The sequence below is a fragment of the Gluconobacter thailandicus F149-1 = NBRC 100600 genome, assembly GCF_000964465.1.
GTDB classification, from domain to species: Bacteria; Pseudomonadota; Alphaproteobacteria; order Acetobacterales; family Acetobacteraceae; genus Gluconobacter; species Gluconobacter thailandicus.
This window is the reverse complement of record NZ_BANH01000028.1, coordinates 47,994-71,662: the sequence shown is the minus strand read 5'-3', so window position 1 is coordinate 71,662 and position 23,669 is coordinate 47,994. Positions and strand designations below refer to the sequence as shown.

21 protein-coding genes are annotated in these 23,669 nt (G+C 54.0%); 9 read left to right on the top strand and 12 right to left on the bottom strand.

Annotated features, from left to right (window positions below; translation table 11 throughout):
- The first annotated feature begins 76 nt into the window (after positions 1-76).
- On the top strand, positions 77-1,027 hold the full coding sequence (locus B7444_RS09540; RefSeq protein ID WP_007282206.1) for a diacylglycerol/lipid kinase family protein: 951 nt from the start codon (positions 77-79) through the stop codon (positions 1,025-1,027).
- Positions 1,020-1,964, top strand: coding sequence for a hypothetical protein (locus tag B7444_RS09535; RefSeq protein ID WP_007282205.1), 945 nt, complete (start codon positions 1,020-1,022; stop codon positions 1,962-1,964). The genes B7444_RS09540 and B7444_RS09535 overlap by 8 nt, the downstream gene beginning before the upstream one ends.
- 59 nt (positions 1,965-2,023) lie before the next feature.
- Here the strand turns inward: B7444_RS09535 and spt are convergent, their stop codons facing one another.
- The 9 genes from spt to B7444_RS17360 form a co-directional block, all read right to left on the bottom strand.
- Entirely contained in the window at positions 2,024-3,217 is a 1,194-nt protein-coding gene (gene spt / locus B7444_RS09530) for a serine palmitoyltransferase (RefSeq protein ID WP_007282204.1), read from the bottom strand.
- Positions 3,214-3,468: an acyl carrier protein gene (locus B7444_RS09525; RefSeq protein WP_007282203.1), complete on the bottom strand. Its 255-nt coding sequence runs from the start codon at positions 3,466-3,468 to the stop codon at positions 3,214-3,216. The genes spt and B7444_RS09525 overlap by 4 nt, the downstream gene beginning before the upstream one ends.
- Positions 3,469-3,570: 102 nt before the next feature.
- Positions 3,571-5,379, bottom strand: coding sequence for a fatty acyl-AMP ligase (locus B7444_RS09520; RefSeq protein ID WP_186810565.1), 1,809 nt, complete (start codon positions 5,377-5,379; stop codon positions 3,571-3,573).
- Positions 5,379-6,509, bottom strand: a complete 1,131-nt coding sequence (locus B7444_RS09515) for a hypothetical protein (protein WP_007282201.1) — start codon at positions 6,507-6,509, stop codon at positions 5,379-5,381. The genes B7444_RS09520 and B7444_RS09515 overlap by 1 nt, the downstream gene beginning before the upstream one ends.
- 2 nt (positions 6,510-6,511) lie before the next feature.
- Positions 6,512-6,877: a hypothetical protein gene (locus tag B7444_RS09510; protein WP_016737763.1), complete on the bottom strand. Its 366-nt coding sequence runs from the start codon at positions 6,875-6,877 to the stop codon at positions 6,512-6,514.
- Positions 6,874-7,242 (bottom strand): hypothetical protein, encoded by a 369-nt coding sequence (locus tag B7444_RS16775; RefSeq protein WP_186004331.1) that lies wholly within the window; start codon positions 7,240-7,242, stop codon positions 6,874-6,876. The genes B7444_RS09510 and B7444_RS16775 overlap by 4 nt, the downstream gene beginning before the upstream one ends.
- A gap of 691 nt (positions 7,243-7,933) precedes the next feature.
- Complete coding sequence (locus B7444_RS09500; RefSeq protein ID WP_007282197.1) at positions 7,934-10,570, bottom strand: TonB-dependent receptor; 2,637 nt, start codon at positions 10,568-10,570, stop codon at positions 7,934-7,936.
- A 153-nt stretch (positions 10,571-10,723) separates the two neighbouring features.
- Entirely contained in the window at positions 10,724-11,299 is a 576-nt protein-coding gene (locus tag B7444_RS09495; protein ID WP_007282196.1) for an HD domain-containing protein, read from the bottom strand.
- 83 nt (positions 11,300-11,382) lie between these two features.
- Positions 11,383-11,508 carry a hypothetical protein gene (locus B7444_RS17360; RefSeq protein WP_007282195.1) on the bottom strand — a complete coding sequence of 42 codons (126 nt, stop codon included), beginning with the start codon at positions 11,506-11,508 and terminating at the stop codon, positions 11,383-11,385.
- 214 nt (positions 11,509-11,722) lie between these two features.
- On the opposite strand from B7444_RS17360, the gene B7444_RS16770 reads away from it, so the two are divergent.
- From B7444_RS16770 to B7444_RS09465, 6 genes are all read left to right on the top strand, one after another.
- Positions 11,723-11,875: a hypothetical protein gene (locus B7444_RS16770; RefSeq protein ID WP_007282194.1), complete on the top strand. Its 153-nt coding sequence runs from the start codon at positions 11,723-11,725 to the stop codon at positions 11,873-11,875.
- Positions 11,876-12,013: 138 nt separating this feature from the next.
- Complete coding sequence (gene cysG / locus B7444_RS09490) at positions 12,014-13,411, top strand: siroheme synthase CysG (protein ID WP_007282192.1); 1,398 nt, start codon at positions 12,014-12,016, stop codon at positions 13,409-13,411.
- Positions 13,412-13,471: 60 nt separating this feature from the next.
- On the top strand, positions 13,472-14,410 hold the full coding sequence (locus B7444_RS09485; protein ID WP_186810564.1) for a glutaminase: 939 nt from the start codon (positions 13,472-13,474) through the stop codon (positions 14,408-14,410).
- Positions 14,411-14,579: 169 nt separating this feature from the next.
- Complete coding sequence (locus B7444_RS09480; RefSeq protein ID WP_007282190.1) at positions 14,580-16,877, top strand: TonB-dependent siderophore receptor; 2,298 nt, start codon at positions 14,580-14,582, stop codon at positions 16,875-16,877.
- Positions 16,878-17,162: 285 nt separating this feature from the next.
- A complete protein-coding gene (locus B7444_RS09470) occupies positions 17,163-17,459 on the top strand; it encodes a hypothetical protein (protein ID WP_016737769.1) in 297 nt (98 codons plus the stop codon).
- Entirely contained in the window at positions 17,456-19,051 is a 1,596-nt protein-coding gene (locus B7444_RS09465) for a PepSY-associated TM helix domain-containing protein (RefSeq protein ID WP_007282188.1), read from the top strand. The genes B7444_RS09470 and B7444_RS09465 overlap by 4 nt, the downstream gene beginning before the upstream one ends.
- 597 nt (positions 19,052-19,648) lie before the next feature.
- Here the strand turns inward: B7444_RS09465 and B7444_RS09460 are convergent.
- Positions 19,649-21,034 carry an Nramp family divalent metal transporter gene (locus B7444_RS09460; protein ID WP_186810563.1) on the bottom strand — a complete coding sequence of 462 codons (1,386 nt, stop codon included), beginning with the start codon at positions 21,032-21,034 and terminating at the stop codon, positions 19,649-19,651.
- Positions 21,035-21,179: 145 nt separating this feature from the next.
- Here B7444_RS09460 and mntR point away from each other — a divergent pair, with 145 nt between their 5' ends.
- Positions 21,180-21,683: a manganese-binding transcriptional regulator MntR gene (gene mntR / locus B7444_RS09455; protein ID WP_007282186.1), complete on the top strand. Its 504-nt coding sequence runs from the start codon at positions 21,180-21,182 to the stop codon at positions 21,681-21,683.
- Here the strand turns inward: mntR and B7444_RS09450 are convergent.
- Entirely contained in the window at positions 21,680-21,988 is a 309-nt protein-coding gene (locus B7444_RS09450) for a hypothetical protein (RefSeq protein ID WP_007282185.1), read from the bottom strand. The genes mntR and B7444_RS09450 overlap by 4 nt on opposite strands.
- Before the next feature lie 607 nt (positions 21,989-22,595).
- Positions 22,596-23,414 (bottom strand): DeoR/GlpR family DNA-binding transcription regulator, encoded by an 819-nt coding sequence (locus B7444_RS09445; RefSeq protein ID WP_007282184.1) that lies wholly within the window; start codon positions 23,412-23,414, stop codon positions 22,596-22,598.
- Positions 23,415-23,669: the final 255 nt, after the last annotated feature.

Sequence of the window (23,669 nt, the reverse complement as noted above, 5' to 3'; positions counted from 1 at the left end):
ATTCTGGTGGAACCATCATAGCCGTGCTAGACCCGCCCGCATAGCTCCGAACATAACACGAAGAATTCCCCCCATAGTGCGATTTGCTCTTATTCATAATGCCCGTAGTCGCAAGAACCGGCGCAGTGGTTCCGTTTTTGCTGCGGAGGCCAAGGCGATTCTGGGAGAAAATTTCGTTCCATCAGATAGTCGGGAGGGCATGACGGAGCATGTGCGCCATCTTTGCGCAAGAGATGTGCGGACGATTGTGATTGATGGCGGAGACGGCACGGTCAGCACTGCTCTGACCGCTATTGCCCGTGTGTATCCTGCTGACCGGTTGCCCGATATTGCAGTTCTGGCGTCTGGAAATACCAATCTGATTGCCAATGATGTCGGGTTCGGGCTGCGCGGGATGGAAGCGATCCGTCGCCTGCAGCAGGGGGCGGCCATGCGGTCCAGTATTCGGACGCCGGTTCGGCTATCATGGCCAGAAACGGATCGCATACCGGTTCTCGGGCTTTTTGGAGGGTGTACCGGATATGCACGGGCGGTTCGGATTGCACATTCCCCGACCGTTGTGCGCTTTGCGCCGCATGATCTGGCTGTCGGTTTTACGCTGCTCAGCACTGTTGTCAGCCTCATGTTTCGTAAAAGCCGGGAAAGCTGGCTCTCGGGCGAGCCACTACGTGTTGAAACCTCCGGTCATGCATATGATGGGGACAGCTTCATGTTTCTGGTAACGGGTCTGTCCCGGCTGTCACGCGGGATCTGGCCCTTCTGGGATGCTGAGCCGAATGTTGAGGGATTGCGATATCTGGATGTAGGCGCGCATCCTGAAAATCTCTCACGCGCGACGGCTGCACTTCTGTGCGGTCGGGCACCACGCTGGCTGCGCCGGCATCCGGATTATGTCAGTGGTCGCACAGATGACATGATGCTCACGACAAAGAGCGATTTCGTTCTGGATGGAGAGGTCTTTGCCCCGTCCGAACATGAGAAGATCCGTCTTGAACGTGGGCCGGCGTTCCGTTTTCTCCATGCCTGATGCGCTTGAAAAATTTCTGATCGGGGAACTGACGACCCCGGTTCACCCAGATGTCGTGGCTTTCGCGGACGCTGTGGCGTCTGCCTGCCCACAGATGCCTCTTGGAATTCTGTTTTACGGTTCTGTCCTGAGGACGGAAGATTTCGAGGGTATTCTCGATTTCTATATTGTGACGGAAAATGCCTCCGGCTTTACAGGCGGCCTGATCTCCCGCACTGGCAACCTCCTGTTGCCGCCCAATGTCCGCTATGCGGAGTTCAAGGCCGGAGAGCGTATCCTTCGTGCCAAGATCGCCGTCCTTTCACGGCAGCAGTTTGAAGAGCGCACAACCCTCGGCACGCTGGACACAACCCTGTGGGCCAGGTTCTGTCAGCCTGTCAGGCTCATTTGGGTGCGGGATGAAAAAGCAGCAGATACGCTTCTCGATCTGATTGCGCGATGCGTTACGACAGCGTCCTGCTGGGCTGCTCTTCTTGGGCAGTCACGCATGACGGCCGTTGAATACTGGCAGTCCCTTTTCGCGCGAACATATGATTCTGAACTGCGGGTTGAGAAGAAGGGGCGGGGGCACAGTCTGATCGCCGGTCAGGAAGACCGGTTTGCAGCGATGTTACCGTTAGGGTGGGCGCGCGCTCATCTGCGTTATTCGGCAATCGGCAATATGCTGGAGCCTGTTCTCTCTTCTGTAGCTCGAAAGCGAGCCGCCCGACGGTGGGCTTTGGTAGGCCAGACCGGCAAGCCCCGGAATGTTGTCCGCCTGATAAAAGCTGCCTTCACATTTGAGAACGGAGCGTCCTATCTCGCTTGGAAGATCCAGCGGCACACGGGAGTGGATCTGAGCCTTTCTGAAAGAGAGCGGAAACACCCGCTTGTCTTCCTTCCAGTTCTCCTACGGCGCATGCAGCGTTTGAAGAAACAGGCTCAGTCGCCAGGTTAAGATACAAAAAAGGGGACCTTAGAAAAGGTCCCCTTTCTCATGCTTGAAGATGCAGGTCTTCAGGCATGGAAGTGTTCTGCGACAGCTTTGAAGACGGCAGTTGCTTTGTCGATTTCTTCCGCGCTGTGCGCTGCCATGACGGAGCACCGCAGGAGAGGGCGGTTGTCAGGCGTTGCTGGTGGAAGAGACAGGTTCACATACACGCCGTTTTCCAGCAGGGCATTCCAGAAGCCCACAGCCTGCGGAATGTTCTCAAGCGTAACTGCCACAACTGGAGAAACATGCTCCCCTGTCTGGAGACCCGCTGCCTTGAGGCCTGCGTGCAGACGAGCGGCGTTTTCCTGGAGTTTTACGCGCAGTTCCGGGCGCGCTTCCATGTCATCCAGAGCGGCAAGGGTCGCTGCGATGATTTCCGGAGGCAGGGAAGCCGTGAACATGTAGGGACGAGAGCACAGGCGCATCAGGTCCACGCCATCGTGGTCCGTAATGCAGTACCCACCGACCGTACCAAGAGACTTGGAGAAGGTGCCGACAATAAAGTCGATGCCATCTTCACAGCCCTGCATTTCTGCCACACCGCGGCCATTTTCACCCAGAACGCCGAAGGAATGCGCTTCGTCTGCCATCAGGTAAGCGCCGTGACGCGTCTTGATGTCCACAAACTTGTCCAGCGGGGCAACATTCCCCGTCATGGAATAGATGCCCTCAGCAATAATCAGCTTCGCGCCGGGATGATCTTTCAGGCGTGCAAGACGCTTTTCCAGATCAACCGGATCATTGTGGCGGAACCGGATGACCTGCGCGCCGGAAAGCTTTGCACCATCATAAATGCTGGCATGGCTGTCAGCATCGAGAAGCAGGACATCGTCCTTGTTCACGAGCGCGGAAATTGTGCCCAGATTAGCCTGATATCCGGTGGAGAACACCATGCAGTGCTTGCGACCAAAGAATGACGCAAGACGCTTTTCAAGGCGCTGGTGCAGACCGAACGTACCATTGGCAATTCGGGAACCCGTTGTGCCAACGCCCATGGTGCGGGCAGTTTCAACGGCCGCTTCGACCGCACGTGTAGACTGACTCAGACCAAGATAGTTGTTGGTGCCGAACAGTAGCGTCTCACGGCCTTCAATAAGTCCGACCGTGGCCGACAGCGGTCGTTCGATCACAACTTCAAAGGGATTGCGCGGTGAGACTGCGGTAAGCCCCTCGTAGGCCGTACGAAGCGCCGCGTGCTTGGCGAAGATATCGATCACGCTTGGCTGGCCTTGAGGGTATGCAGGCATGCAGCCAGATCGTTGATGGTCCGGATGTCGGCCAGCTTGTCCAGCGGGACCGAAACATCCAGTTCGTCTTCAATTTCCATGACGAAGTTCATGACAGCCAGGCTATCGAAAGCCAGATCTTCGACGATCTTGCTGTTGCCATTGATGTCCCGAGGAACTTTCGGGTTGGCGAGCAGTTTTTCGATGATCATGCCGGAGATGCCGGCGACGCTGTCAGTCATGAAATTGAACTCTCGGTCTTCTATGCAGTTTTGGGGACGCTTTATGCGTCAAAGCACGTCAGTCCGCTACCCCTTCTGTGCAAGGGGGCGGACTGATGTTTTTCAGACCGCTGAACTTGCAGCCTGTTCCAGGTCAAACTGACCCGAGAGTAGCATTGCCTTGGCGCGAGCACGCGTCAGTTTTCCGGAAGACGTCTGTGGAAGCGTGCGAGGTGGTACCAGAACCACCCGGACATCAACGCCATGCTGACGACGGAAGAGGCTGGTGACTTCGTCGCGCAGGCTGTTGCGGTTTTCTTCTTCGGTGGCGCGACATTGCACCAGAGCCACAATGCTCTCGCCGGTTTCTGTTTCAACCGAAAAAACAGCGACGTCACGTGATCGCAGGGTGCTGATTTCGCTTTCAGCGGACCACTCAAGATCCTGAGGCCAGATATTGCGGCCATTGATGATGATCAGATCCTTGGCACGGCCTGTGACGACGATCTGGCCATTCAGATGATAGCCAAGATCGCCTGTATTCAGCCAGCCATCAGCGTCCAGAACAGCTTCTGTCTCTTCCGGACGACGGAAGTAGCCGCACATCAGGCTGGGGCCACGAACGAAAACGCAGCCGACATGGCGGTCAGGCTGGACCTTACCTGACGGGTCGCGAACCTCAATTTCATGCTCAGGGAGCGGTTCGCCGCAGAGTACGAATGTCCGAAGAGCATGAGACGGGTCGTTGGAGGGCTGGGCGAGGCCATCTTTCTCCAGAGTCCGCAGGTCGATCGTATCTGTCTGGATGCCAGTGTTCAGCGGAGCAAAACTAATGGCGAGCGTGGCTTCTGCCATGCCATAACTGGCGACGAAAGCGCGTGCATCAAAACCATTAGAAGCAAAACGCTCAGCGAAACCTTCAAGGATATGGTGGCGGATCATGTCACCGCCGATGCCAGCGATGCGCCAGCATGAGAGATCCAGTTCGGCCTGACCGCTACGACGTGAGCAGAGCTCGTATCCGAACGACGGGCTGTAGGCGATCGTACCACGGTTCCGCGAGATCAGGTCCAGCCAGACATGGGGGCGACGGGCAAATTCACGCGTCGGCAGCAGATCGACCGTCAACTGGCATGTGAGTGGCGTCAGGAAAAACCCGACCAGTCCCATGTCATGATAAAGCGGGAGCCAGGACACACAGCGATCATCACGCGGGTCTTCTGCCGGATGAACCTTCAGGCCGTCCCGGGCAATGGCACGGGCATTGGCCATGCCGGCAGCCTGCGTCACGGAGACGCCCATCGGGAAGCGGGTGCTGCCTGATGAAAACTGTAGATAGGACAGGTCTTCAGACCGGATTTCCGGCAGTTCGACGCTGGCTTCGGCATGGCGATGAAGGTCGGCAGGCGAACCGCCAAAGATCAGGTCCAGGCCGTCAACGATATCAGACGTCCAGCTTCCAATCACATCCGGCACAACAACGGCACGAGCAGCCGCAACCTGGATCATGCCACGAAGCGTGGACACATATCCTTCCTTGCCACCAAAGGCGACAGGAAGCGGAAGGGGAGCAGGAACCAGACCGGCATACTGACAACCGAAGAAAATGCGGGCGAAATCGCCATCGCTTTCCGCAACAATCGCGACCCGGTCTCCGGGAGCCAGTCCAAGACCCAGAAGACGTCGGGCCATCGAGACCGCCTGTTCCCGCAGAACGCGGTAGGGCAGAGCTTCCAGAAGCTGGCCACGTCCGGAGTAGATGTTGAATCCACTCTCGCCCTGGGCTGCATAATCAAGTGCTGCAGCGAAGCTTGGGAAGTTTCCGTACCGTCTGACCAGACCAGAGCGGCTGGGCGTTGGAGCGGGATGGGTGATGGGGTTCTGGTTGTCCTCGGTCAAACCTAGACTAGCTCCATTAGGGTCGCCGGACATCAGGCGGCTTTCTGTAAAAAATCGACAATGGCATCCGCAGCAGCGGGGGCCGTAGGCTGTTCGCCTAGAGTTTCGAATGTCTCTAGTACATATTGGCGCTGAATCTCAAGAAAACGTGAGTGTGTCTCAAACGCCTTAACAATTTCCTCAGCCGGATGGGCGATATTATCCGTAACAGGCCCAAGCGTCCATGACTGATAATTCGGGTTGTTCTGCCAGTCTGCTTCATGAGCATTCAGAAACAGACAAGGCCGGGGTTTTATCATGAATTCTGCCACTTGACTGCTGACATCCCCGAGATAGAGATCTGCACCCATGGTGTAGGTCATGTCGATACTGCGTTGACTTCCTGGATCCACGATAAGGTGCGGAACACTCTCATAATCACGTTTGAGAGCTTCTCCCTCATCACGATTATTGTCAAAGAGGCGGAAGTGGGGTGCAAAGATCACATTGTACTGGTCCTGTCGGGCAAAGAAGTCCAGCAGGTCGCGCCCCATAGCCTTCCAAGAAGAAAATTTCTGCACAAAGTGTGGATTGTACAGAACGGTCGGACGATTGTTGCTGAAGAGTGGCTGTCTGCGGGCATGCATTCGCCGAACCAGGTCAAATTTCGCGTATGTTCCACGATGATAGAAACCTGGGCGAATAATGCCTTTCTTCAACATGCGATCTTCGACCTTCCGGCCGGGTACGAGCAGGTAATCAAACTTTCGCAGATGCTTTGCGAAGCCGATGGCACGATCCCCGGCTCCATGACCAGTCCAGATCATGCGGGGCGTGCGGACGCCCATATTGCGAAGTTGCAGGGACGTCGCTTCCGGAACGATAATTGCTTCAAAGCCGCGAAAATACCGGCGGGAAAAGAAAAGCCCCAGAAGTCTGTCAAGCACACGCAGGCCCTGAGCCTCAATGCGATGACGCAGGTTTTCCGAGATAGGAAGAAGATCGAACTGAACGCGTGACTCCGGATAGAGCGTTGCCAGGGAGCGCGCCAGTTCAAGATGGCTGCTGGTCAGGCAGGCGACATGTACGGAAATTTCGGGATACCGGGCCGACATTTCGAGCGCAATCGGCAGGGCATGCAGCGTCTGATGACGCTGTGCAATCAGAGGAAAGACGACTTTCATAGTCAATTTGCCGTCCGCAATGTAGGGGTTCGAAGGACAAGTAAAAGCTCCAGACCGATCAGTCCGTAGCGACGAACAGCCAGCGCAAGTTTGGGAAAGAAAACGAGGCAGTCTAACAGGCGGACTGATCTTGCCGGGCTGGAGCAGTTGGTTCTGAAAAACAAAGGCTCCCGCGGAAGCCTCCAGACCACCACGACCTCCGCGGCCAGTAGCCACAGGATTACGGGAAGCGTCTGCATGGCTCCGCTCTTACCAATATAGAACTGAAGGAGGGGTTTTCCAGAGAGAAGGGTTGCGATTGGCAGGCAGGCGCCAATGCTGCTCACTGCCAAGGCCGCCAGAAGGATAAGGCGATACAGGTGTGTCATGGCGAACTCACGCCAGAGGTGACCCATTTCCGGATAAACGTTTGTTTGGATAATGGATGTTGGCTGGGCGATGCCAGAGGCGATCTGGCTGACCCCACATAGGTTCCAACGCCAGGCGTACCGATATGATTGAATGTCAGAGCCAGAGCGGAATTGAGGCTGGTCAGGAGGTGCAACCCATATTTCAGAACTGGTCTGCCAGAATTTAAAATCCACAGATCACTCATCGTCCGGGCGAATGGATACATCATGGCGATCAACTCACATCCGTGACTTCCGAGTAGATGAGTTGTCGGCCAAATATGGATGCGGCTGTGTGGAGCGTTGATGGCGCGTCCTCCCAGCAGTACGCCTACATTTCTCATGACACGTCGACTGCGGACCGCTTTCAGAGGCTGTTGAGACCGTTTTGCGTCCGACATCAGGGTATGGAAACTTTCATCACTGTCAGATCGTTGTCATATATGGGCCTCAGAAATAGGCTTTTAAGCGAAAATCAAAACTCACATTTTATGACCGAACATTGCACATGTGTGCGAGGTACATAGGGTCAGTCGTGAGGTCATTGATTAGAATGGAAAAAATTTCCAGAAAACCAGGAATTTCTGGCGCCTTATTCTGCCCCGTATTGTCTTGGAAGTAGAAAAATAGGACCGTGCTGGCCTGTTGTTTCAGTCGCCTTTCGAAAATGCGTGTCATTCGAAATCGTGAAAGAGGCGAAAGATGATGGGGGGCTGCGCGCTGTGAAAATGCCCTGCCCAAGGGAGTATATCAAAATATCTTGGAAATAGCTGACCAAACGTTGTTTCATCTGCCAATAGAATTAAAAAACTGTTAAAAACAGACGATCGGATAGTTGCCGGAAAATAGAGAAAAGCATGGCGAGATATACCGTCTGAATTGATATGGAGAATATCTTCCAGTACGCGGAACATATTGCAGGCTCAGTGGTATCCAATGCCAGACAGGCGCTTGAGTCTCGCAGGATCCATGAACTACTGCTGCGCATGTAGCGTCGCCTGCTTCCTGGATTCAGTATACGGAAGCCATCCTGCGTCAGAGTGTCTTGCGTAGAGAAAGGCCAATCGTGCGTCCGATCGGGTCCATGAAAGCAGGTTGATAGCCTGCAGGGGTGATGCCCAGCCCGTTATGCGCGTGAATGCGATTGTTGGAGACGTTGTCCAGCGACAGCATGATACGAAAGTTTTTTGCCCAGTTCCGATTCTGCCAATGCGGCATATCTCCCAGTGTCACGAAGACGGAAAGATCGAGTGTTGCGAGGCTGCTGAAATAGAGGCTTCCCGCTGAGGTGCTTCCGAGTGTGGTGGTGCCGGACTGCCATTTTCCATCCAGTCGCACGCCAAAACCATTTTTGTAAGCGCCAGCCTGAAGTTCAACTTCGTGTTTCGGTTTTCCGCCCGTCCCTCCGATGGTGCCACCATTCAGCAGATCAATGGCCGGCAACCCGGAGCGTAGCCTGATGGTATCATCAAGACGCCAGACCTGTGTCAGGACAACGTAGTATCGTCCTTCGGCGCCACCTCCGGCATGTCTTTTATGACCGGCCGCCTCATGATCGTCTCCAAAGGGACGGGAAAGCGAGAAGGTGGCATTCCACTCGGTGCGTTTCTCGTTGTTGGCATTCACGGGTCGCAGATCTACGGTTTCAAGAACACCGCTTGCGTTGCGCTGATAGTTGTCGGGAAACGCATCCTGAATAGCTGCTGTGGCGGTCGGGAGTGAAAGAACGGGATTGTGTGTGTTGTCATGCACATAGTTGAGGTGCAGGCGTGATCCTTCCAGAAAAGGCGGGGAGAGAATGACGCCCAGACTGAGCTCGTGACGGTCTGCGGAATGAAGATTGCGATTGCCGCCGGAAATGGTTGTGACCTGCACGGATTCACCGCGCACATAATCATAGGTCGTGACGTTTGGCGTCTCGATGGTTGGGGCGACGAGAGATGAAGCTGCCGGGGCCTCTGTTTGTTGTAGAACCGAGAAGGGAAGCTGGACCCAGCTTGTCGGGGACCACGTGATACCGCCGCCGAGGGTGCCGAGTGTTCCAAAATGGGAGACCTGGCTCACTGCACCATTCACGTTGGCATCAAGTTTTCCGAGAAAGGACAGGACATGCTGCTTGCTGTTGGCGATCGGCAGATCCCCGTTGATCCGCAGGGTTCCTATATCTCGGCTGATCGATGACCGGGATGTAACCCCGTTAACAGAAGATGCTGCGTTCTGTTTGCTGAGTATCCCGGTCGCGGCGATACTTGTTGAAGCTTCACCTGCCGGGAGAGAAAAAACTGGGCCGGACAGCAGGCCGCTGATCTGGCCCTGATTGCTGGTCGTACGACCATGATTGACCAGTCGACTGTTGAGCCATGATGACGAGATTGTAGACCATGGATCGAAGGACAGGTCTCCGTTGTTCAGAGCCGCCTGGGCCGTTGTCAGGGAGAGGCCGGTCTGGCTTTCTGTTACTGTTCGTGCATAGTCGTAGCTGCCCTCGCCATTCCATTTCCAGCTTCCGAGGTTACCGTTGAAGTTCAGTCCTGCATGGCCTGTGTCAGTGTGTCCCGTTTGTTGAAGAGGGCGGACATTGCTGAAGCTACGATAAAGCAGAACATCTTGTGAAAAGGGCGAATAGGCATTCCCGGCTGGTATTGTCACTATTCCCCGCGCCGGGCCCTGAAGGCTGATCTGATCCTGATGGTCAAAGCTCAGATTGATGGAACTTGTGACGTCTTCAGTCAGATGGTCGGCATAGACCCCGTTCAGGGAGAGGTCATGTTTGCGCGGTTGCAGAGTGTAGGCAGAGGCATTCGTGCTGCTGGTCAGTGAATTCACAGAGGGCAGAATATCATTCAGCGTGGCGGCCTGTCCGTAAGGAAGTGACGGGCTGCCCGCTGTCGTGACGGTCTGTCCGGTGAGGCGATCGAGTACCGGATCAAGGCTGCTGTCATCAGCTGTGGCAAGGTTTCCCTGTGTGGAATAAAGCGAACTGGCTGCAGGAGGAACTACGCCCCGCTGGCTGTCTCGCAGCCATGCACTTGCCGTATAGCGTGCACTGAGATTGATGCGTCGGTCGTCATGTAGCCTGGTGAAACTGAGCGAGAGGGCAGCATTTTCGCCGCCGCCATCTGTCGAGGTTTCCCTATAGGCGCGGGCTCGAATTGCGTGAAACTGTTTGACCGTGATGATGTTCACCACGCGCTGATCTGCGGCGTAGCCATAACGCAGGGCTTCTTCTTCCGTGAAGATTTCTACACGGGATATGGCTTCGAATGGTAGGTCGTTAACTTCTTGGAGACCGGAAATCCGTTTGCCATTCAACAGGATAACGGGTGCATTCCCGGTGGCCCCACGCCCTGAACGTGTTTCGGGGGAGAGGGTCGTGAGCAGGTCAGTAACGGTATCGACCCCGTAAGAGCGAATTTCGTCTGCTCCGATCTGCATCAGTGGCTTGGGTGAGCCGATGACTGTGCCTTCAGATTTGTGACCTGTTACGACGATCCGCTCAGTCGTGGAGGGAGTTTCTGTCTGCGTGCTGCTTACTGGCGTTGTCGCAGATGGTTCAACCTGCGCCAGTGCTGTTCCGCAGGAGAGGGCGGTCCCGAGACCGTAATATGAAAGTTTTCGTATGACGAAACGAGACGAGATGGCGGCAAGATGGCCCTGAGTACGGCTATTCATTGTCGGCCCGCTGATCTCCGCGAAAATAGCCTTCAGTCCTGCTGATAGGGCGATAAGGTTAGAACCTGTGTTCTGAAAAGGATATTGGAACAGGCCTATTGTGACGGATACGTTTCGTTTTGTCGAGCAATACGACAGCAGAAAATGGCCTCCTCAGGGGGAGACTTTTTCTGCATTCCGCAAGGTTTCCTGATCAATCACATCCCTTATGGCGCGCGTGAGCTTGGAATGGTCTGTGTAACGGCGGCCATAGGTCAGGTTGAACTGGTGATCAAAATCAGGCGGATTGATTCCCGTATTGTGCTGCCAGATCGTCTCGATCTTGTCGAAAGCTTTGGCCATTCTGGCTTCAGGAGTGGAGGCGTTTTCGTATTCGTCCCAGAGTTCAAGGAACTCGGCTCTGAGGTCGTCAGGCAGGGGCGCCATGACGGTCAGAAGATCTTCCCGCTCCTGCTGGGATTTGTTGAGAGACGCCTCAATCGAGATTGCCGGAACATCTCCATGAATGGCTTCGCCCAGGTCATGCAGGATGCAGATTTTCAACAGTCGCAGCAGGTCAATGCCTTCAAGATAGTCTGCAAAGGTAATGACCAGCAGGCAAAGGCCCCATGTATGCTCGGCAGTGCTTTCCGGCTGGCCGTCCCGCGTAAAGGAGCGTCGGAGCACGTCTTTCAGTTTTGAGGCTTCACGCAGGAAATCGAGACGTCTTTCAATCTCGGTAATGGTCATTCAGTCAGTTCCGGTCGTTGGGTCTTCTTGCCCAGAAGAGCAGGTCGTCAAAAAATCATGGGAGATAGGAGTGCTTTGTCGCGTTACATGACCAGCGCATACAGGATGAGGTAGCCAATCAGAACCAGCGTCGCCAAAATACCGAGAAGAACCGGAAAACCAATTCCATTCTGAAGGGATTTGAAAGCTTTGACGAGGAACTGGGCCATGGCGCACTCCGGGTGAAAGTGCACAGGAGAGGTCTCGGGCACTTGGCAGGACTATAGGACAAATCCTCCGAAAAGATAACGCCCCTTTCAGAAATGGCCGGGTGGTCCAACTGTTTTTGCCGACATAGGCCGCTTATGCGCCGTACGGATTTGGCCTGAATGAGGCCATATTGCCGAACTAGGCTTCTCGTAGTTCTGAAAAAGGAAATATGTGATGAAGCGTTTTGCGACACTGTTTCTGGGGTTTGGTCTGATGCTGCCGTTGATGGCCTGCTACGGCCCTCATGGGCATGACTGGCATCATCACCATCATGATTATCGTGGTGGTCCATATATGGGCGGTGGCGGTGGGTACGGCCCTCGCTAAAAGGCGTTTTTCGTCTGATAGAGGGAGGTGTCTGTGCTCGTGAGTGTCTGACCGGCTTTGCCTGTCAGGTACGGGAGTGTAGTGAGTAGGAAGGTGTTCCTTTCTGGAACTGTTTTCTGAAAGCGTATGGATACAGAGATGCCCGCATCCGGGGTTGAGACAGGCTGGTTTCCCATTTCCCTTCGTCTTGAAGGCGCCCGTGTTCTCCTTGTTGGAGGTGGCGAGGTCGCCGTCAACAAAGGACGGCTTCTGCTCGATCATGGTGCAAAGATCGAGATTGTTGCTGAAACCCTGAATGGCGTTGTTCAGGGTTGGGTGGATGAAGGCCTGGCTCGACATGTGGGTGGTCGGGTTGATGATGAGATGCTCAGGCAGGTCATGCCGGGGTGTCGTCTTGTCTATGCTGCGACGGACGACAGAGCCGTTAACCGGACTGTTGCTGCTCTTGCAGACAGTCTGAATATCCCCGTCTGTGCGGTTGACGACCCGGAGCCCTCAACATTCATTACGCCTGCCCAGGTGCGACGAGGAGCGGTTCGGGTAGCGATTTCCACGGCTGGTGGAGCGCCCGTTCTGGCACGTCGTCTCCGGGAGCAGATTGAAAGCTGGATGCCAGAAGGAACTGGCCGCCTCGCAGCCTACATGCAGTCTCGGCGGCCTCGCGTCTCAGGGACATATCCTGCTGTTCAGGACCGCAAACGGGTCTGGGAAGACTTTCTGGATGGAGCGGGTGCTGAAGCTGCACTTTCCGGAGATGATGTCCGGGCGGATCGGATCCTTGATCAACTTCTGATAGAGCAGAAAAAAGCCGGAGAGGTCTGGCTGGTGGGAGGCGGTCCCGGTGATCCGGATCTTCTTACCCTCAAGGCACTGCATTTCATGCAGAATGCCGATGTCGTGCTTTATGACAATCTTCTTCCCAAGGTTCTTCTGGAGCGTGTGCGGCGGGACGCTGAGCTGATTTTCGTTGGTAAACAGCGCGACCGTCATGCCATGCCGCAGTCTGCTATCAATGCCGAGATGATCCGTCATGCAAAGGCTGGCCAACGCGTTCTACGTCTTAAAGGGGGAGACCCATTTATTTTTGGGCGTGGGGGAGAGGAAATTGAATCTCTCGTAGAAGCAGGCGTCGCGTTCCGCGTGGTACCTGGTATTACGGCTGCAAGCGGATGTGCGTCTTATGCTGGCATTCCGCTGACCCACAGAGATTGTGCACAGGCCTGCCTTTTCGTAACGGGGCATGCGCGTGCTGACGGCGTTCTGGATCTGCCATGGGATGATATGGCGGATCGGCGGCAGACTGTGGTGATCTATATGGGAATATCAACGCTGCCCGAGCTTATGGCAGGGCTTATGAAAAACGGTCTTCCGCAGGACTGGCCAGTCGCGATTGTGGAAAGGGGAACGCAACCTGCTCAGCGTGTTCTGACCGGAACGCTTTCTACAATCGCTGACCAGGCGGCTACAGCGGCGGTGTCATCGCCGGCACTCGTTATTGTTGGTGAAGTCGTCCGCCATCGTGTGATTTCACTGTAAGAATTTTGCCTCTATGGCGTTACTTGATGAAGCGCCATGCCTGACCCGGAGAAGTATTGCATGACGTCACTGACTGCCACAATTTCGGAAATCGCAGACGAAATGCGTGCTGAGACGGATCGGGGGCAGGTGGCAAATTATATCCCGCCTCTAGCATCAGTCGATCTGGGGCGGTTTGGAATGGCGATTGTTGATGCGGAGGGCGGCAGTCATACTGTCGGTGATGCTGAAGAGCCGTTTTCCATCCAGAGCGTCTCCAAGGTTTTTGGACTGACTCTCGCCCTGAACGCAGTGGATGCGGGCTTATGGAGCCGTGTGCGTCAGGAGCCGTCAGGTAGCGCTTTCAATTCCATTATTCAGCTTGAAAACGAGAATGGAATACCCAGAAACCCGTTCATTAATGCGGGGGCTATTGTTGTTTCGGACATTCTGGTTTCGCATTACGGCTTGGAAGACGCGCAGAATGAACTGCTGGGTCTTCTACGTCCGCTGAGTGCTGATCCAGATACCATTCTGATTGACCGAGATGTTGCAACTCAGGAAGAAGAAACCGGGTTTCGAAACAAAGCTCTTGCGAATTACATGCGAACCTTCGGGAATATTCATAACGCCGTCGATGAGACGCTCGCATTTTATTTTCATCAGTGTGCACTGACCATGAGCTGCCGCCAGCTTGCCGAAATGGGGACTTACCTGATGACCGGCGGGATTAATTCCCGTACGGGAGAGCGTGTCATTTCAACCCGCAATGCACAGACAGTCCTCGCCCTCATGATGATGTGCGGTCATTATGATGGTTCTGGGTCTTTCGCCATTCGTGTCGGGCTTCCCGGAAAATCTGGTGTTGGCGGCGGTATCCTTGCGGTTACGCCGGGGGTGGCGTCTGTTGCCGTCTGGTCGCCAGGATTGAACACGCAAGGCAACTCCCTGCTTGGAACGCGTGCGCTCGAGCGACTTGTCCAGCACACAGGGTGGAATGTTTTTCGCGCTAGTCGATAAGAAAAAAACAACAATAAACTATTGAATAACAAACTTAATTTAATTCCTCTATAGAAACGAATATTTTCAGCCATGTTTTGATGCAATGCAGTGAATACCTTTCAATTGACACTGATTATCAATTGCAAATATGAGGCGGCATTTCCGATCGCATTTCGGTGAGCTGCACATGTCGTTTCCCTTCGCTAAGCGTACTTTCATTCCTGCTCTTGTATTGGCGGGGCTGACCTCGGCTGCTGCCGGTGCGGAAGTCCCCGCCAATGCAGGAGATATTGAAGGGAAGGGGCAGAAAATTGCCCCAAAAACACAGCCGCATACGGCATCAGCAGTTCCCGGAAAATCCAAAGCAGAAATTATTGTTGTGACGGCTACAGGCATGTCGCATGCATCATCGGCAACAAAGACGCGGACGCCCATTATTGAATCACCTCAATCAATTTCCATCGTGAGCCGCGAAGAAATTGAATTGCGTGCCTCACCGACAATTGCAGACGCGCTGGCCTATACCGCCGGTGTTCAGGCTGAGCCTTCAGGTATTGATAGTCGTGTCGATGAAGTCTCTGTTCGTGGATTTGGTGCGGGCGGCTTCTCATCAAACAACAACTTTGTAGACGGCCTGCGTCTGCCATCCGGAGGGCAGTGGACGCGAACCTCGTTTGATCCGTTTGCCCTTCAGCAGATTGAAGTCCTGAAGGGACCGTCAGGAGCGCTTTATGGTCAGACGGCACCGGGTGGCGTGGTCAATCTTGTGACAAAGCGGCCGACCGACAAAAGCGAAGGTGAATTTTTTCTCCAGAGCAGTGGTTTCACCAACCTTTCCAACTGGCAAGGGCAGGCTTCCGGGGATGTTTCCGGTCGTCTGACCAGGGATGGCACCGTCACCGGGCGTATCGTCGGATTGGCCCGGTATGGTGATACGCAGGTCAATGAGGTCCGCACGGGGCGTTATTACATTTCTCCCAGTCTGACCTGGAAGATTACACCGCGGACCAGTTGGACCCTGTTGGCACAATACCAGCGGGACCAGGGAGGGTCGACGTTCCAGTTCCTCCCTTCCACGGGTACGCTTTATTCATCCAAGGGGCGGTATATTGCGAATGATGCCAATATCGGTGAACCAACGTGGGATACGTTTGACCGCAATCAGGCGCTTGCCGGGTCGTTCTTTGAGCATAAATTCAACCGCTATCTGACGGTACGGAACAACACCCGCTACACCTATCTCAACACCCTTTATCGCGCCACAGTTCTGTCGGGCGATACGATCTCGAAATGTACGGCGGCTATTGCTGGATGTGTTGCCGGGGAAACGGTTGGCCGACGCGCTGTTGAAGGACGTGGTCAGTCACAGGGCGTGACAACCGATACACAGCTTGAGGGGCATGTGCAGACTGGTCCCGTGCGTCATCTTCTGCTGGTTGGAACGGACTATTTCTACACGAACTGGCGCCATAGCCGTGATTTGGTGAATTCATCACTTGTTTTGCCCGTTCTGAACATTTTTAACCCGCAGGCCAGAGGCAGCAGAGGGTATTCTGCTGGTTTGGGTCCGCAGATCTATTCGGCCACAGTGAGTGAGCAGAACGGTATTTATTTCCAGGATCAACTCAAGTTTGACCGTCTGCGCGTCACGATCGGTGGCCGTCAGGACTGGGCTCGTGACAACACGCTCAATGTTCTGACGAAGTCCCGCTACATCACCAATTCGAACGCGTTCACATGGCGTGCAGGCGCAGTTTATCTATTCGATAATGGTCTCGCACCCTATTTCAGCTACGCCCAGTCCTTCCAACCTCAGGTATCTGATCCGTCCACGTCGGTGGATGGTAAGCCTTTCAAGCCAACAACCGGTGACCAGTACGAAGGCGGCATCCGGTATCAGTACGGAAAGAGCATTTACGTCACGTTCGGGGGCTATCAGATCACCCAGAACAACATGACAACCTCTGATCCAGCCGGGCGTCTGTGTGGCACAGCCACCTGTCTTGTCCAGACGGGGCAGGGACGTGTTCGCGGGCTTGAACTGGAAGGGAAAGCCAACCTTCCCTGGGATATGTCTGTAATCTTTACCGGAACCCGAAGCGACGCAAAAATCACCCGTTCCAATACGGCGTCTCAAGTTGGAAATTATCTGGGTCAGGCACCAAAATGGATGGCGTCCCTGTTTGTGGATCAGCGGATTCAGCACGGAGCGTTGGCCGGCCTCGGGATGGGGGGTGGCGTCCGTTATACGGGCGCCAGCTTCGGTGATACGGCAAATAAGCTCCGGATTCCGGATTACACGTTGTTCGATCTGTTTCTGCGGTATGATTTTGCGCTTGCTCATCCGCGCTACAAAGGACTGTCATTCTCGTTCAACGCACGAAACATTGCCAACAAGCGGTTCGTGGCTACGTGCACGGCTGTTTCCGCCTGCTATTACGGGCAGGGACGCAATCTGACGGCGCGTCTGGAATACCGCTGGTAACGTGTTCGGAGCCATCATGATGATGACGTTTTTTGCGATGTTGATTGGGGTGATAGGGGCAGTATTTCTGTACCTTGCCGCTCCAGCGCAGCGTCTATTGAAATGCCGCCTCACAAACAGGATCTGCGCATTGTCAGGAACGGGATTGCTTTGTCTGTCCCTGCTTTTTCATCTCATGATCTACGGGAGCGGAACGGCTTTTTTCGCTCTGCTGACCCTCTTAATGATTGTCTGGAGCCTGTTGCCAATCGGACTGGCTCTTCTGAAACAGGGGCATAAAGCGCCATGAGGTCAGCGCCGCTTTCCAGCAGGAACTGGTTTCCCAAAGCGAGCGCCGGTCTGGTGCTTGGACTGACCCTGGCGTTGTCATGCGTCGGAATTTTGGGGCTGCTTTGCCATACGAATGGAGATCCGCGTTCGCCGGCATCCCAGTACCTGATGTGGCTCGTAGCTCCGATGTGGACGGCCGTATTGGGGAGTTGCTTCATGTTTCGGACAGGCTGGAGAGCCTGGGGTATTCTGGGGGGCATTAATGTCCTGCTCTGGGCCCTCTATATTGGCGTGCGGAGTATAATGTCATGAAAATCCGTGCCGATATCGTCCGGATGTATCGTGAGATCCATAGCTGGGTCGGAATTGTCTGTGGTCTGTTCCTGTTTGTGGCATTTTATGCAGGTGCCATAACGATGTTTGAGCGCCCTCTGCAGGATTGGGCGTCCCCGCCGGTATCGCTTCCACCACCGGTTTCTCTGGAACGTTTCCCTGAGCTTCTGGAAAAGACATTCGCAGAGCATCCGGAAGCCAGAAACGCTTACACGGTTGTTCTTCATCCAACACCCTCTCAGCCGGCCAGTCTCGTCTGGGGAATGCCGCAACGGATGCACGGACCTGCGGCAGCGAGTTATTCAGCTCTTGCAGAGGATGGGTCGTTAGTGACCAGGCGGCAGCCCCCTTCTGAAGCTGCACATTTCATCAATATGCTGCATCAGCAGGTGGGTTTGTGGATGCCCCACGAAGTCGGCCGGTTCTTCATGGGGGTGGTGGCGTTATTATATTCAGTGGCGCTGATTTCAGGCACGCTTGTTGTTTTGCCAGGGCTGGTAAAAAATCTTTTTGCAATTCGACTGGGCCAGAACGCCAAACGCATGTGGCTTGATCTGCACAGTATGCTTGGGCTGTTCTCATTGCCGTTTCACATCATCATGGCTTTGACGTCGGTGGTGTTTGCATTTCACGATGAAATTTACGTCGCTGAACATGCTTTGCTGGGTGGAAAAGCGGTTCATCAGGTGCAAGGTCATCCGCACGCTGACCGAGCTTCAGGTCTGCATCAACAGCAAGTGCCAGCGGGAGAATTCCGGGCTCCGCTGGAACCCGCTCAAATCGTTGCCACCATCACAAAGCAGGCTCCGGGCTTTATGCCGGAAACGCTGGTGTATGATAACTCGCATGGCGGTCATCTCGCCTTGCGGGTTACGGGACATGACCCGCGATATGGCGCTCGTGGTGCTGGCGGAGGCTTTGCGGGCGTGGATCCGTACAGTGGCAAACTGCTTTCAACGGATTATCTTCCAGGACATCAGACCCTTCCCATGGCTGTTCTGACATCCTTTTTTGTCCTGCATTTTGGAAGCTTTGGCGGGGAAGGTGTGCGCTGGGGATATGCCGTGCTGGGGTTGGCTGGTGCATTCATGTTTTACGCTGGAAACCAGCTCTGGATTGTCTCACGCAGGCGCCGGGAGAGAGGAAGTGGGTGTGTGGAGGATACGCGTTCCACCCGGTTGCTCTGCTCTCTTACAGTTGGTTGTTCTCTCGGATGTGTTGCCGGTGTGTCCACTGTTCTGGCCGCGGCTCCATTGCTTCCGGCCGGCGGAGAGATGTCGCACGTTCAGATCATTTATTTCGCCGTTTTTCTCTCCTGTGTGGCGGTCTGTTTTTGCCTCAAGGAACGGCAGGCTATTCGAACACTTCTGTTCGTATCGGCTATTCTGACTTTTTTGATGCCAATTTCCGCATCCGTTGCAACGCCACTGTCTCAGGTGACGGCATCAAGCTTGATCGTTGATTGCACCGCCATTCTCTACGGCGCACTTCTGCTGCTATGGGCTATCCGGCCTCAAGCGGGACAGCCACTTTTCCGGAAGGAGCAGCCTTCAGGTCTTAGCAAGGTCTGAGGGATCAGAAATCAGAGACGAGTGAAAAACAAACACTCCGGCGTTGACTGTACTGGCCCTGATAAGTCCCGACACTGCTGCCATCGCGAATTTCCAGGTCACGTCCGAACGGAAGTGCGTGAGTGACTGGTACTCCATATTGAAGGCTGCATATTGCGGCTGTTTGTGTAGAAGGCTCCCGGGCTGGCTGTATGCAACTATAGCAGGCCAGCGCGGATCGTATGATCCGGAGTGAGAAGACAGATCGAGCCGTGATCCGCCGGTTGTAAAATCCTTGGCCTCGTGTTCGGCCACATCCGGAAAACTAGATCACGAACGCGGCAGGCGTAAAATCAATGCGGGCCGAACGGAAATAGGGAGAAACTGGAAGTTCAGCTTTTCCGCACTGTGCTGATAGGAAACGACAGCATAGTAATTCTGCTCTGCTTGGCCATCCTCCAGAAAGCGGAATTGAACGGAGGGGGGGTAGACTTTCCAGGGGGCGCGCCCGAAAGTGCAATATTTAAAAATATAGCAATTACTATATAAAAAAGCGCGCCTTGGATACGTAGATGCAATCGTCCTGAAAATGGAGAAGCCGTTGGATAAGGGCCGGTTTTACCCGGTCAGTGTGTCGTAGAGGAGTTTGAAATTCAGGAGGAGGATCAGCCCCGCAACTCCCCAGGACAGAGCAGTCATTACCCGGGAGATTGTGAACTCTCCCATCTTGCGGCAGTCAGATACGAACATCACGAGAGGAATGACAGCGAACGGAAGCTGAAGCGAAAGAATGACCTGACTGGCCAGCAGGAGCGTACCGACACCATGGTCCCCATAGATTACTGTCACAACAGCAACCGGAATGATGGCCAGGCCCCGCGTCAGGAGGCGTCGGGCCCAGTGCGGGATATGTAGCCGCAGAAAGCCTTCCACAATGATCTGGCCGGCAAGGGTGCCGGTAACAGTCGAGTTCGTTCCTGCGGCGAGGAGGGCGAGAGCAAATAGAGTGGAGGCAATCCCCAAGCCCAGAATGGGTGACAGAAGCCGATAAGCCTCCTCGATTTCTGCAACGTTCTGATGGCCTGTTTCATGAAAAGCCGCGGCTGACACGATCAGGATGGCGGCATTGATGAACAGGGCCAGCATGAGGGCGATCGTGCTGTCCCAGGTTGACCACCGGATTGCCTCGCGCCGCCCGGAAGGCGTGCGTTCATAAGCACGAGTCTGGACGATGGAAGAATGCAGATACAGGTTATGCGGCATGACGGTTGCACCGATAATGCCGATAGCAATGTAGAGCATTCCGGGTGTCGTAACGATCTGAGGGGTGGGGATCAGCCCCTTCAGAACACCGGCAACAGGGGGCGCAGCAGCGATAAGCTGAACGCCGAAACAGAGGGCAATGATGGACAGGAGGCTGATGACAAAGGCTTCCAGATACCGGAAGCCACGCCCCATCAGAAGCAGCACGATAAACGCATCGAGGATCGAGAGGATGGCCCCTGGGAGGAGGGGAAGGCCGAACAGCAATTGCAATGCCACCGCCGTGCCAATCACCTCTGCAAGATCGCAGGCAATGATGGCGAGCTCGCAGGCTAGCCATAGAATAATATTGACTACCGGGTGGTATTGATCCCGGCACGCCTGCGCCAGATCACGGCCGGTAGCTATGCCCAGCCGGGCGGAGAGCGCCTGTAGCAAAATAGCCATCAGGTTGGAAAGCATGATGATGCAGAGCAGGCTGTAACCGTATTGGGCACCCCCCTGAAGATCCGTGGCCCAGTTGCCAGGGTCCATATAGCCTACGGAGACCATGTAGCCCGGGCCAACGAAGGCCAGAAAACGCTTCACCCAGGATGTTTGCCCATTCGGGACATGCACACTGGAAAAAACTTCCGGAAGAGAAGGGCGTGTCCTGTCCTCATCACGCGAAAAACGCCATGCCGCAGCTTTGTGAGGCAGGTTGCGTGGGGTTGTTTCGGGGGGGAGGGACTGTTCTGGCATCAGAATGCCATTCAAACGTGAATCTCTAAATTATGCAATGTGCTATATTCAGGATGTGACTTTCGATTTTTCAGAGGCTGGAATTAAGAAGAGGAATATTTTATTCTTCGCTGAATAATTTATATTGAAAGTTGGTAGCCGAACAGTGGAACGGAAAAAGAGCAGGCAGAAGACACTTTTGGATATGGAAACCCATTCAGAGGGGTTTCGTGCCAACCGGGCCGCGCGGCAGAAAGTTCTGGTTGAAGATTATGTCGAGCTGATTTCCGATCTTTTGTCCGAAGGGCAGGAGGCTCGTCAGGTTGATATCGCTGGACGCCTGGGGGTGTCTCAGCCAACGGTGGCCAAGATGCTTGCGCGGCTTTCAGCGGAAGGGTTGGTTACGCAGAAGCCCTACAGGGGGGTGTTCCTGACGAATGCCGGGCAAGACATGGCCAGCAAGGCCCGGCATCGACATGGAATTGTGGAGGCTTTTCTTCTCGCACTTGGAATTAGTGAAGAGAACGCGCGCATCGATGCTGAGGGTATTGAGCACTATGTCGGAGCAGAAACGCTCGCAGTATTTGAAAAAGCTCTCAAGAGAGGGTTGGCAGACTTCATGAAGACGTCATCCGTGGTAGGAGACGAAAGCCAGAAAGCGGGCCGTTAGTTCCTGATTATCCGGGATGCTGTGCATGTCGCAGCAAAACGGCATACGGAGCATACGACCGTGATGGACGGGTCATCGTTGAAAATGCAGCCCTCTGAACGCTCCATCGCATAGCCTTTAGGAGCGGGGTTGCTCCGAAAGGCGTCAACAATCTGGCTCATCCAGACAGTCAGACGCTCAGGGACGTGTTCCTGGTTGTTTAACCACCATTCGACGTCATCCGGATTACGATCAATCTGGGCGGCAAGTTCGGCTGGTGTCCAGCGCGTGACACTCAGGAAATCGTTTAATGTTATGCCAGACATTCCAGCATCTCCAGGTGTGTCGAGGAAGACGGAGAAAAAGGGGTACGCGGGTTATTGGGCGATCGTCAATATATCGTTAATATCATTGTGGACACAAATGATACCAATTGAAACTTCCGTTCCGTTTTTGGCCATATTTCAACGAAAATGAAGGTTTTCGCAGGATACCTACCGCCCGTATTGAGGTGGCAGTTATTCTAGGAAAAAAGGAGCAGGAGTGCAGAAAACAGGACAGTCTGCCCAAGGAATAATTTTTCACTAAAATATATAGTTAAAATAGATAACTTTTTTGTGTGGGCGTGTGAGATACATGAAAAAATGCTTTGCGAAGGGTATGGAGCGGCGAGATCGCTCTGCTCCAGACATTATTCGAAGCCGATTCTGGCCAGTCAGTGCTTCCACAAATGATCGGCGTGATAACAGTGAGATTTTATGCCTTCTCAGGTTTGGCTGCGCTGTGTCTTTTCATTAAAAACGATTTAAAATAGTGTTTTTTCGAGTTTTAAAGCTGGCACATCAGTCAATCATGGCTGCATTTGCGTTTGACAATGAAGCGCAACATGAATGTTCCGGGAAACTCGATTTCGAAATTTCCCGGAATAAGAAATCAACCGCAGGTTTCTATATTGATTCCATCCTGGATAAGAGACTTCCGAATGGATGGTTTGAGTTGAGAGTCCGTCAGGACAAGATCGAATTCGTTCAGGGAGGCGAGTCGATGCAGGCCACCTTTTCGGAATTTCGTGCTGTCCACAAGCAGGACTGTCTGATCTGCGATCTGCATCAGAGCCTGCTTCACTTTCACGACGTCCTGATCGTTCTGGAAAGCAGTTTCATTGTGAATGATTGATGTTGAGAGAAACATCGTATTGGCGCGCAAAGACTTGGCCGCCTGTTCACACACGAGACCAAAAAATGCATTGCGCGGCTGATTATAATCTCCCCCAAGACAGATGAGCTTAAGGTTCGGGTAAGGGGAAAGAGCCTGAATAACCCCGACTGCGTTAGTAATGATTGTCAGGGGAGCAAGAGCCGGCAGGAGAGGAAGCATTGCTGCGACTGTTGTCGAGTCATCCAATACCAGAATCTGTTCCGGCGTAATCATCGAGATGGCTCGATGGATGATGGATTGTTTCAGATCAGGTGCGCGGGATTTTCGGAAATTGACTGTTTTCTGGGTTACTACCCGGTTTTTAAGAACAATGCTGCCATGAAGTTTATCGATCAAACCTTGGTCGGCAAGGGCATGTGCGTCCCGGTGAATGGTCATCCGGCTGACGCCAAAGCGTTCTGAAAGTGTCTCGATCGTCGCGCTTCCGGTTTCCAGAAGGACATCGAGGATCTGCTGCTGCCTGGCGCTATTGTCCCGACGTTTGCTGAGAAGGACGCCAGGGGAGGCAGTTATCACGCCCGAACCATCAGTCATCTGTCAAAAAGATCCTTGTCCATCGGGAAGGCCGTTTCGCGGCAAAGGGAGTTCTACATACCAGCGCTAGCCGGATTTGTAATGTTCGGATGTGCAGTTTGATGAGGTTTTGCGAGGAAATATCACACAAGAAGCTCTCTAGCGCTGAAAGTGATATTTATCACGTTGACGCGGACATAATAACACTTATATCACCTGATAATAACATTTCTCATGTTATCAGTCGCGTGTTCCGTGAAGGCTGATGGCGAGAGA